Below are 10,730 nucleotides of genomic sequence, written 5' to 3'. Positions count from 1 at the left end.
AAGTAGCGCTGAGCACAGTCTCGACGCCGCCAGCGCAGACTCGGCACCAGCGGCGTCTGGTAACAACCCCCGACGAACTTACGGGCGAGACCACTAGTACCAGTGACGCCTGCCGGCGACCGGGCGGCCCACGGAGCCCACGATCCACAGCACGGCACCGATCACCAGCGCCGCGATACCGAGCGCCCACAACAGATGGATCCCGAAGACGAAACCAAGGATCAGCAAGACCACGCCCAGGACGATCACGACAACTTCCTTTGGGGTAAGGGGTTAGGACACCGACACTGCCGGCATGGAACTGGGTTGCGGGAGGCGGCAGTCCTTGACTTTGGGGTTGACACCCGCGTAGTTCAAGGGTCCCGCGATCACGGTCAGCGCGATGTTTCCCGCCGTGACACAACTTGCCGGTCCACCGGTGAAGTAATCGCGCTGCCATGCAGCGATACCTCCGACGACCAGCCACACCAGGACAATCGCGCCGAGAATCCCGCGACCGCGCATTCGCGACCTCCACTGTGCTCGAGCGATCAATTCCGTACGCTCGTCAGTACCCGTTCGACGTATGTCTAAACCTTTTGGGCAAACCCCCAGATCAGGTTGCCCGCCGCCGCGCGGACACGAACAGCGTTGGCGGCATGGAATCTTCGGCACCCCGCGGGATGCTGCGGCCGTAGCGGGCCATCAACTCCGGAAAGGTCACTGCCGACGCGTCCCAGCCGTGGTCGCGCAGCCAGCGGTCGACGGGCGTGCGCTCCTCGGCGTACCAGAGGTCGTCGAAGTCGGGGATCTCGGCTTTGCCTGACCTGGCGGCGACCAATCTGGCCGCGGCGGAGCGCATCCGCTGCATGTCCTCGCGCTGGCGCCGCACCCGTTCCGGGTCGGTGAACCCCTCGCCGGGTACGTTGGAAGCCAGCCAGCTACCCGGGGCGCTGAGCTCGTGTATCCGCTCGAACAGCAGATCCTGGGCTTGGGCCGGCAGATATCGGACCAGACCCTCGGCCGACCACACGCTCGGCAGCGAGGGGTCGAATCCCTTCTCGTGCAGCGCCTTCGGCCAGTCCTGGCGAAGATCCACCGCCACGTTCACCAGCTTCGCCGCCGGCCGCGCCCCGTGGTCGCGCAGCGTATCGGACTTGAAATCCAGCACTTTGGGCTGATCCAGCTCGTAGACCACCGTGCCGTCCGGCCATGGCAGTCGCCAGGCACGCGCATCCAGGCCCGCCGCCAGAATCACCACCTGCCGGACGCCGGCGTCGGCAGCGCCGAGGAAGAACTGATCGAAAAACGCTGTCCGCGTGGCCATGAAGTCGATCATCAGCTGGATCCGCGTCCGCAGTTGCGGCTCGAGCCCGACGGCCTTGGCCAGCAACGCCGGATCAGCGTAGATGCTCCACATGCCTTCCCCCGCGGCGTCGACGAACACGCGCGCGAACGGGTCGTTGATGAGCGGATTGTCGCTTTCGGTCTCCGCGGCCCGCGCTGCGGCGACACCGAGCGCGGTGGCTCCCACGCTTTGGGTGATGTCCCAGGAATCGTTGTCGGTACGCGCCATCGTCAGTTCCCTTCCGAACCCGAAAGTAAGTCAGTTGCGCACACCAGTGTCCCAGCTGGCTCGGGTCCGAGGCGCCCGGCGCCGGTGGCTTACGCTCTTTCCCAGGGGGCCCACAGGTTGAGAGCGCCCACAGGTTGGGAAAGGCAGTGCCGTGACACCCGCGCCGCAGGAGAACCCTGTCGACCTCGAGGCCGTGGCGGAATGGATGACCGGTCGAGGACTGGGCGAGGGCCCGCTCGAGGACGCGTCGGCCATCACCGGGGGGGACCCAGAACGTCATGCTGCGGTTCACCCGGGCCGGGCGGCCCTACATGCTGCGGCGCGGGCCGCGCCATCTGCGCACCCGTAGCAACAGCGTGATCCTGCGGGAGACGAAAGTCTGTGCAGCGCTCTCGGACTCAGAAGTTCCCCGCCCGCATCTGATCGCCACGTGCGACGACCCGAGCGTGCTCGGTGATGCGGTGTTCTACCTGATGGAGCCGGTCGACGGATTCAACGCCGGCGAGGGCTTGCCGCCGCTGCACGCCCGCGACGAGCGGGTGCGCTTCGGGATGGGGCTGTCGATGGCCGACGCGCTGGCCAAGCTGGGCGCCGTCGACCATGTCGCCGTCGGGCTCGCCGACTTCGGCAAACCCGCCGGCTTCCTGGAACGGCAGGTACCGCGCTGGCTTTCGGAGCTGGAGTCCTACCAGCAGTACGAGAACTATCCGGGGCCGCAGATCCCGGGCGTCGATCGGGTGGCAGCGTGGCTGGAAGCCCACCGCCCGACGACCTGGATGCCCGGCATCATGCACGGCGACTATCACGCCGCCAACGTGATGTTCTCCCACACCGGACCCGAGGTGGTCGCCATCGTCGACTGGGAGATGTGCGCGATCGGCGACCCGCTGCTGGACCTGGGCTGGCTGCTGGCCACATGGCGCCAGCCCGACGGGTCCAGCGTGTTCAGTCACTCGCTGGGCGGGCAGGACGGCTTGGCCGGCACCGACGATTTGTTGTTACGGCACTATGCCGCCAACACGACGCGCGACCTGTCGCAGGTTACCCGGTACACCGTTCTGGCCTGCTTTAAGCTGGGCATCGTGATCGAGGGCACCCTGGCGCGCGCCTGTGCCGGCAAAGCCGAGAAGCAGGTCGGCGACCAGCTTCATGCGGCGACGGTCCACCTGTTCGAGCGAGCGCTGACGCTCATCGACAGCGGGTCCTGACAGCACCGTGGACGTCGGACGATCGGTCGCGCGCTCACTCGACCACTGGGAGCGGCGGCAGTGGGACGAGGCCATGGTGCACGCCGGCAATGCGGTGGACGAGACGGCAACCAAACGCCACCCCCGGCTGGGCATCGCGGTCCGGTTCAAACGCACGCTCCGCGACTCCCTCGACGTCTTCCGGGCGATGGCTGCGCCCGGAGTCGACTTGGGCCAGAGCCGCTTCCCCGTCGCCGTCAGATCCGACCTCCCGGACCACCGCCCCGACATCGCCGACGTGCTCTACGGCATCCACCGCTGGAACCGCGGCCACCACGACGAGCTGCCCAACGGCTACGAGCTGACGCCCCGCGGCCCGCGGCCGTCCGGGGTGCACATCTGGCGGGACGGCAAGATCGAGCTGCCGGCGTCGGTGGTGATCGGCCTGCTGGCGGTCGCCGTGTTCGCGCCGGAGAACAAAGGCGAAGCGATTCCTGCCGGATATCAGCTCAGCTGGCATGACCACGTCTTTCACATCGCCGCATGGTGGGGCTGGCAGGACCACTTCCGCGAGATCGTCGGCGCCGAGCAGATCCCCCAGACGACGCTGGAATTCGGCGCGGCCTGGCACGACTGGTCGCCGAAAAGCTTGTGACAACGCCGTGACGGCCTCAGACTGACTCCTATGCGCGATCGCGAGACGATCGACTCCGAGCTGCGACTCGTGGCCCTGGAGCGCCGGTCGAGTCGTGGGCCGGGCGGTCCGTCGAGCCAACGGGTGGACGAACTGCTCGACGAGCGGCTGGGTCACCGCCCGGCGGTGTCGCCCACCGGCGTCATCGCGCCCGCCCGGGCAGCCGCACCGCGCCGGCGCACGAGTGCGCTGCGCCGTCTGGGCCCCTTGGCGGTATTGCCGCTGTCCCTGCTCGCCGTGGCGGCAACAGTGGTGGTGGTGGTGCTGTTGGCCGTCCGCACATCACCTCCGGCGACCGAGCCGACCGAAGTCCCGCCGTCGACCGCGCAGCCGGCGCCGGCCGCCCCGAAAGCACCGGCCCCGATGCCCGACATCGCCGGCAAGGCGCTCACCGACGCGCTGAAACAGCAAGGCGTGCCCATTCCCAGCAACGAGTACGTGGCCAGCCAGGGGCACGCGGTCTGCGCATTCCTGAAGAACCGCCCCGATTTCGCCGACGCCGTGCACTTCGTGCAGCAGTCGTCGATCTGGGACGCCGACCAGAGCACCGCCGTCACCGCGGGGGCCATCGTCGCCTACTGCCCCCAGTTCTACACCACCCCGGACACGATGCAGCCGTCCCTGCAAAAGGCGCTGTCCGACTTGCAGGCCATCGAAGGCAGGCTGCACGGCATCCAAGGCGACCTGCATGGCATCGAGGGCGACCTGCAAGACCTGCCGGGTCACGGGTGAGGCGGCGACCCGAAACCCGCGTCCCCCCGGGAGTTTCGTCGCGCTCCAGCCGGCTGCCGACTGAGTGCGCCCGAAGGGATTCGAACCCCCAACCTTCTGGCGTATCCGACCGGCAGGAGACCGTCCGGGTTCGTCCGTTAATGTATTGCGGCACAACAGTTTCTGTAGGTACAGCGTCCGTGCTAAACCGGTTGAATCCGGGCGGATTTATCGGGTTTGTATCAGTAAAGTGGAGACTGGTGAAGGGCGCCAGCGTTTGCTGTCAATGGTGTCCGTGGGGCGCCTGGGGGTTGCGCATGTCCACTCGGCCGCCATCCGCGGCGGGCAGGCCAAGGTTGCCTGAGGCCAGGGCGCTCGGAACCCGTAACACGAGAAGAGCCGCCTGCGAATCTCCTGTAAATGCCTCAGGTTGTAGACACTTCTGCCACACGCTCAGTCCACACTCCCGGTAGGAGCGAAACCACTCCGAACTACCGAATAGCAGGGGCGCAATGAACAGAGCAGCGTCTGACAATCCTCTCGGTCTGGGCCTAGTTATCGTCGGTGCCGTCGCGATTGCTATCTCGACGTTCTTGCCGCTTGTCGAACCGATAGTCACATTTAGCAGGGTTGCCGACAATACTCTTATCCAGCACGACGGCTGGACGCTCGTCGCGCTTGCCTTGGGTATCGCCGTTAGCGGCTATCGGCTTAGCCGGGGCAGGTGGTCGGTTCGATGGTTACCTATCGTGCTGTGCGTCGTGGCTGCGCTGTTGGCCGTCGGCTATGTCACTAACAAGGACTTGCGGACTCTTTATCCAGTCGGTCCCGATGGAAACCCCATCACTACTCAGCCGGGGACGCTCGCGGACTTCGGCATCGCCATCTATGTTGCGGGGGCGGGCGTTGCCGCGGCATCCGTTGGCTCGCTATTGCTTTTGCGAATCGCGAAGCAAGCTCTAGAAGCTGCAGATGAAGAGTTGGTGGACTCGTGGGCTTCGGAGAATAGAGGGGCGACAACGAAGAAGTGCCTCGATTGCGCCGAGACGGTGCTCGCCGACGCCAGGGTATGCAAGCACTGTGGGTACCGCTTCGCTCCCGCCCCGGTAGCCAGTTCCGACACTGCGACCAAGTCGTCTCTACCTACTCAGCCAAGACGGCGACCGGCCTCGAACGGCGTGCCTGAAAGCCTGGGAAGAGCCCCGATACCGATAGGGAGTCCAAGCGCAAGCGACCTGCAAGTGGGTCATCGGGTGCGCGTGGTTTTATCCGGCGATGATTTCGACGGGAAGGTTGGCACGGTTAAGAGAATTCTCGACGACGGCGACGTGGAAGTGAAATCTGGGCCTCTTTCGGGCACTTACTGCTTTGGGCACGACGAACTCAAGCCCATTTAGGACGGCCCGGAGAATGGCGACTGCGTATCGCGTGGGCGCGGTCAGGCAGGACAGCGAGTACCTGGCCGTGACGGTCAGGGGCCATGGATGGTCGCGGCGGTCAACTTGGGCGGGCATCCCACGCCGGATGTTGAGGTAGCCGACTGGCCCGACCGACAGCCAAAAGTCGTAGCGAGCTACGGACATCGACGTATCGTCTTCCGTATGACCGTGGTTGAGGCCGTGGATGTCGTCGAAGTCGAAACGGAGCGATAAGCCCGTTCAGGTTCTGGGCCTGATCCACCAGCGCGGCGACAAACGTCCCTGCGGAATCTGTGGGGTCACGAAGCGGATGTCGCAGGCACACGTCCCGCCGCGCTGCGCTGGCAACGAGATGTTAGTCAAGCGGTACCGCCTGATTGCGAACAAACACGTGGTCGGTTCGGGTCGCCAAGACCTTGGCGGAATTTACCTGTACGGCCTGTGCAAGGACTGCAACAGCGACGCTGGCAAATACGACGGGGCCTACGGCCACTTCGCCGAGGCATTACGCCCACTTTGGGTGAAGCCCTGGCAAATAGAGGTCTTGCCGCTGATCTCGACGCCATCCATTACATTCGACCCCGGCGCGGTCATCCGCTCGATCCTGTTGGGTATGTGCGCCACCGGGCCGATCATCCACCAGCGTTGGCCCGATTTCCCGTCTCAGCTCATGAGTGGAAGTCCGCTACAGACGCCGCCAGAGATTCGCCTCTACTTGGCGCTGGCGCGAGGTGTGTCTGCCCGTGTCGCGGGACCGATGTTCGGCCAACACGTACGCGGGCCGCATTTGCGCCGCAGCGCCTCAGGGGCGCCGTTGGGCATCAGCGCTGTTGCTTCCGTCTACTTCCCTCCACTGGCATGGGAATTGGTCCATGCGCTAGAAACAGCACTTACGCAGGACCGGTGGGTGGACGTCAGCAGCTGGACTGCCTTCAAGCCTGGCGAAGCCCACGTTTTGCATGACCTGGTGCCTGCGCTGCCGGTTGTCTGCCACCCGAGGCATCACCCGGATCGTGACGAGGCCTGGGTCGAGCTGCTCAGCACCGAGATATGCCCTATCGTCGAGTGCGCAAATATCGAAGGGGGACCCCCTGACCCACTTGCGCCAACGCTCAACGAGCGGCGACAAGTCAGCATGGACGAGTTCGGCGAAATCCTTCGGCGGATTCCAGTCGACGTCCCAAGCGGCTTCGGATGATCCTGTCTGGGATGTACGGCCTGGCGGTGCGCCACGACGTGCTCTCGATCAATCCGATTCGGGAAGCACGCACCCGGAAGACGACCCTCAAGGCGGCACGGGCGGCGACTTCGGCGGAATTCGAGCAAGTCCGCTCCGCCGTGCGCGCCTATGCTGCCCGGAAGAGTTCAGGTCCGCGGCCGAGGCGGCTGCTGCCCGCATTCGTGGAGCTATTGGCAGCTACCGGTGCGCGACCCAATGAAGTGTTAGGTATGCGTTGGTCAGAGGTTGACCTCTTGGCGGAACCTCCCACGGCGACGATCACAGGCACACTGATCGACCACGGCAGAATCAAGGGCAAGCCCCTTCATCGACAGGACGCCCGCAAGGGAAATGCTCCTCCACACACGGTGGTGTTACCGCGGTTCGGCGTCGAAGCCCCCACGACCTTGGTTGGTGAATCAGGGATGGACGGACCCGTCTTTACCAACCGCGACGGCAACTGGACATCGCTAGCAAAAATGCGGAGATCGCTGCGCGCCGCGCTGCCTGATGACCTCGCGTGGGTTACTCCAAACTCATTCCGGCGAACGGTGGCCACCGTCGTCCGGGATGCATTGGGTGTTGAGCAGGCACAACAACAGCTCTCCCACGCCAAACTGGCTACCACCGAAGCCCACTACCTTCAGCGCCAGACGCGCGGACCGGATGTTCGTGCTGTGCTCGACAAATTTGCTGGTCAGCGAAGTGTCGGCTGAAAGTATCAGGACAGTATCAGATTGCGGAAGTTTCGACCGCTCCAACGTTTGATCGAAGGCCCGCTACCTGCATATATCGTGCGCCCGAAGGGATTCGAACCCCCAACCTTCTGATCCGTAGTCAGGAACAACGTACTTTCAGGTCGTTCCAGGGCATCCCGCGGTGTATGAACGAAAAGGTCTCACCTGCGCAAATCGTCTCGTAATGCCCCATCATGACGCAGACGTGTCACGCGAGTCGTGACAATTGCGTGACAAGCTCGGACCTCCGGACTATCGCCCGCGACGACGTCTAGGCCCGTCCAGGCCGGGACGATTCTCACCGATCTGCGCGGCGGGATGCTGCGTACTCCAACTGGCGGGCACGGGTCTTGACCAGCCGGCCGCCGCATGCCAAAGGGGCGATGACGGCTTTCCGTCGATCCCTCCGCACGACAGGCCCCACGGGGCTCCCACGCCAGTGGCGGTTCGCGATCTGGGCTGGGCGTATCGGCCGTGGAAGAAAACGGTGCAGGCTGGCTATGAGCGCACGCATGAACCAGCCGGACGTGTTTACGCTGGTTGGCTATGCCGTTCACCGTCATCGACCTGGCCGCATCGGGCTGGGAACGCGGCGAACGCGAACCCGGCGGCGACGAGAGCAAGCGCTGGTTTATTCCACCCGATGACAGCCTGCATGCGGGCCGTCGCTGGCTGTTCAAGCCGCGCCGCACCAAGGAGTTGCTGCGCTCCAGAGCGCGCGAACAGCGAGGAGATCCGCCCGACGTTCTCGTCCGCGGTGACGATTGGGCAGAGAAGCTCTCGTACGAAGTGGCGCAGTTGATAGGTGTGCCGGCGGCGAGGACAGAGCTCGCCCTATCGGTACAGCTCAGGGATAACCAGGCGGTGCGGGGCTCGATAAGCCGAGATGTGCGGCCAGGCGGGTGGGTACTCAGCGCAGGGGCCAGCCGACTGGAGGAGTTCGATGACACCTTCGACGCTGATACCGGCCGAGGGCACACCCTGGAAGCAATCCAGCATGTGCTCGCAGGCTTTGGCGGTCCACCGGAAACCCTGTACGAGTCGTGGTCAGCATTCGACGTATTCGCGGGCTACCTCGTGTTGGACGCCTGGATCGTCAACACCGACCGACACGCCAAAAACTGGGCACTCGTACAAGCACCGAGTGGGGCGATGCGCCTAGCGCACAGCTTCGACCACGGCAGCGCCCTGGGCAGCGGCTATGGCGAGGCCGTCCACCAACGGGCCCTCGCGGAAGGCGTCGATGCCTGGTGTCGCCGCGGCAAAGCGACACGCTTCCCTGATTCGGGGCCAGTGACGCTGGTCGAGCTTGCCCTGCAGGCACTGCAGGCGGCCAGCCCTACAGCGCGTGGCCACTGGATGAACCAAATGTCGCAGGTCAGCGCCCAGGCGTGCGACGATATTGTGGAAGCAGTGCCGGACTTGTCAGAGGTGACTCGTAGTTTTGTTGCTGAAGTTCTTGCAGTGAATCGGAGGCGACTAATCGATGAGGCATAGTGGTCTGCTGGTTCCATCGACCGCCGGTCTTACCGCGGACACGGATGCGCGGCTGATGGTCACCAGGCGCGACCCGGACGGCACGTATCGCGCGATCGGATACCTCGACAGACTTGCCGACGGCAGTTTCGAATTCGCCTACCTGGAGACGGCAGCCAGCTCGCCGTCATTTGTGCCGTTGATCGGTTTTAGCGATGTCCGTCGCCGATATCACCGCGCCCATCTGTTCTCCGCGTTCGCCGAACGTGTGATCGGCGCAAAGCGCGCCGATCGCCCGCAATATCTGGCGGAGTTGAACCTGAACGAGGACGCAGACTCCTGGGAGATCTTGTCGGCCTCCGGCGGGTATCGCGAAGGTGACACGATTGAGTTGATCGCGTTCCCAACGATCGACGTCGCCACCGGGCATACCGAAGCGCGGTTCCTGGCCCACGGTGTCAGCCACCGCTGCGACGCCGCGAGTGACCGCATCTCAGGGTTACCGGAAGACTGGGTATTGCACCTCGAGCCTGAGATTGACAATGTGGTCAACCCGGCGGCGATCCGAATCGTCGATCACGGAGTAAAACTGGGTTACGTTCCCGACCCACTGCTGGACTATGTAACCGCGGTGATACGTGGCGGGCAGGCGCGACTTAGCGTGGTCAAGGCCAATCCACCGGAGACCAACCCGCATTTGCGCTTGCTGTTGCGGCTTGACGGCGTCATCGATGGCAAGTCGCCCTTCGATGACCCTCGCTGGCGCACAGTGGCTTGACGGCTTGAATATCGGCACATCTTTGCGCAACACGCAGGCTGTTGTACGCGTGGCACAGCGTTGCGAAAGCATTGGCCCCTGCGCAGCGCAGTCCTAACGACGATCCGCCTTGGACCAACAGCAGCGGAGCGCGGCTGTCCTCGGTGAGCGTGGCTGCGAACTGTGCGACAACAATCATCGCGACGCGCCGTTGCAGGCGACCGAACACAACAACTTGCCGTTGCGCCGCTTGGGTGAGCCGATCTCGCAGTGAGTGGACGGACTCGATGACCGGACCCACCCCGCCTCCGTCACCGTCGCCGGAACCGTAGACCGTGAGGGTGTGCGGCAATCGCTGCCGAAAACCGCGCATGGGCATCGGCGGCTCCTGCTGCCGGAGTATAGGAGTGATGCCCTGCTCCACCACCAAGAACGGGGGCTCCCCTTCGACCTCGTCTTCCCCAGCCGGACCGGATCACCGCGGTGGCCCAAAAACGTCAACACCCGGTGGCGGGCGATCCGCGGCGAAGACTACAGCTGGGTCACTCCGAAGACCTTCTGCAAGACCGCAGCCACCCTCATTGAGCGCGAATTCGGAGCCGAAGCCGCCGCCGCCCAGCTGGGTCATTCGCCGCCGGATGTCACTCGGAAGCACTGCATCGATCGGGATCGATCGGGCTCACGAGGCTCCGGACAACACTCGCGCACTAGACGAGTTCAATGCATTTACGCCCACCAAACGCCCACCCGGCGGGTATTTGCGTGTTGTGGGCGACGACTGAAGTCCTCTGACTTACGGTTATCGCGCGCCCGAAGGGATTCGAACCCCCAACCTTCTGATCCGTAGTCAGATGCTCTATCCGTTGAGCTACGGGCGCATGTGTTCAGTTGTGTGTGCTCCTGGCGGAGGCGAGAGGATTTGAACCTCCGGTCCCCTTTGAGGGGGACAACTCATTAGCAGTGAGCCCCATTCGGC

General features: G+C 64.4%; 9 protein-coding genes, 2 tRNA genes and 3 pseudogenes. 8 read left to right on the top strand and 6 right to left on the bottom strand.

Annotation, left to right across the window (positions count from 1 at the left end; genetic code table 11):
• Nucleotides 1-93: 93 nt before the first annotated feature.
• The 3 genes from ACOJVU_RS15695 to ACOJVU_RS15685 form a co-directional block, all read right to left on the bottom strand.
• Nucleotides 94-249, bottom strand: a complete 156-nt coding sequence (locus tag ACOJVU_RS15695) for a hypothetical protein (RefSeq protein WP_421530625.1) — start codon at nt 247-249, stop codon at nt 94-96.
• Between the two features lie 24 nt (nt 250-273).
• Nucleotides 274-504 (bottom strand): hypothetical protein, encoded by a 231-nt coding sequence (locus tag ACOJVU_RS15690; RefSeq protein ID WP_421530624.1) that lies wholly within the window; start codon nt 502-504, stop codon nt 274-276.
• Nucleotides 505-595: 91 nt separating this feature from the next.
• A complete protein-coding gene (locus tag ACOJVU_RS15685) occupies nt 596-1,555 on the bottom strand; it encodes a class I SAM-dependent methyltransferase (protein WP_421530623.1) in 960 nt (319 codons plus the stop codon).
• Between the two features lie 205 nt (nt 1,556-1,760).
• Here ACOJVU_RS15685 and ACOJVU_RS15680 point away from each other — a divergent pair.
• The 6 genes and pseudogenes from ACOJVU_RS15680 to ACOJVU_RS15655 all read left to right on the top strand — a co-directional run.
• Nucleotides 1,761-2,763, top strand: a pseudogene (locus ACOJVU_RS15680) (phosphotransferase family protein).
• Nucleotides 2,764-2,770: 7 nt separating this feature from the next.
• Nucleotides 2,771-3,397: a hypothetical protein gene (locus ACOJVU_RS15675; RefSeq protein WP_421530622.1), complete on the top strand. Its 627-nt coding sequence runs from the start codon at nt 2,771-2,773 to the stop codon at nt 3,395-3,397.
• 30 nt (nt 3,398-3,427) lie between these two features.
• Nucleotides 3,428-4,168, top strand: a complete 741-nt coding sequence (locus ACOJVU_RS15670) for a DUF732 domain-containing protein (protein ID WP_421530621.1) — start codon at nt 3,428-3,430, stop codon at nt 4,166-4,168.
• Nucleotides 4,169-4,659: 491 nt separating this feature from the next.
• Entirely contained in the window at nt 4,660-5,544 is an 885-nt protein-coding gene (locus ACOJVU_RS15665; protein WP_421530620.1) for a hypothetical protein, read from the top strand.
• Between the two features lie 226 nt (nt 5,545-5,770).
• A complete protein-coding gene (locus ACOJVU_RS15660) occupies nt 5,771-6,763 on the top strand; it encodes a hypothetical protein (protein ID WP_421530619.1) in 993 nt (330 codons plus the stop codon).
• Nucleotides 6,745-7,500, top strand: a pseudogene (locus ACOJVU_RS15655) (tyrosine-type recombinase/integrase); the annotation flags it as partial. The gene ACOJVU_RS15660 and the pseudogene ACOJVU_RS15655, both read left to right, overlap by 19 nt.
• Nucleotides 7,501-7,579: 79 nt before the next feature.
• On the opposite strand, the gene ACOJVU_RS15650 reads toward ACOJVU_RS15655, so the two are convergent.
• A tRNA-Arg gene (locus ACOJVU_RS15650) sits at nt 7,580-7,662 on the bottom strand.
• A 405-nt stretch (nt 7,663-8,067) separates the two neighbouring features.
• Between ACOJVU_RS15650 and ACOJVU_RS15645 the strand changes: the two genes are divergently transcribed.
• Together ACOJVU_RS15645 and ACOJVU_RS15640 are read left to right on the top strand one after the other, a co-directional pair.
• The gene (locus ACOJVU_RS15645) at nt 8,068-9,018 is read left to right on the top strand and encodes a hypothetical protein (protein ID WP_421530618.1); all 951 of its coding nucleotides are present in this window, start codon (nt 8,068-8,070) and stop codon (nt 9,016-9,018) included.
• Between the two features lie 55 nt (nt 9,019-9,073).
• The gene (locus tag ACOJVU_RS15640; RefSeq protein WP_421530617.1) at nt 9,074-9,775 is read left to right on the top strand and encodes a hypothetical protein; all 702 of its coding nucleotides are present in this window, start codon (nt 9,074-9,076) and stop codon (nt 9,773-9,775) included.
• Nucleotides 9,776-9,860: 85 nt separating this feature from the next.
• Here ACOJVU_RS15640 and ACOJVU_RS15635 read toward each other — a convergent pair.
• Nucleotides 9,861-10,055: pseudogene (locus ACOJVU_RS15635) on the bottom strand (hypothetical protein); the annotation flags it as partial.
• A gap of 504 nt (nt 10,056-10,559) precedes the next feature.
• A tRNA-Arg gene (locus tag ACOJVU_RS15630) sits at nt 10,560-10,632 on the bottom strand.
• Between the last annotated feature and the right edge of the window lie 98 nt (nt 10,633-10,730).

Source organism: Mycobacterium sp. THU-M104 (assembly GCF_049197365.1).
In the GTDB taxonomy this organism is placed as follows: Bacteria; Actinomycetota; Actinomycetes; order Mycobacteriales; family Mycobacteriaceae; genus Mycobacterium.
The sequence above is the reverse complement of the archived record's forward strand: the minus strand, read 5'-3'. Positions and strand labels throughout refer to the sequence as shown.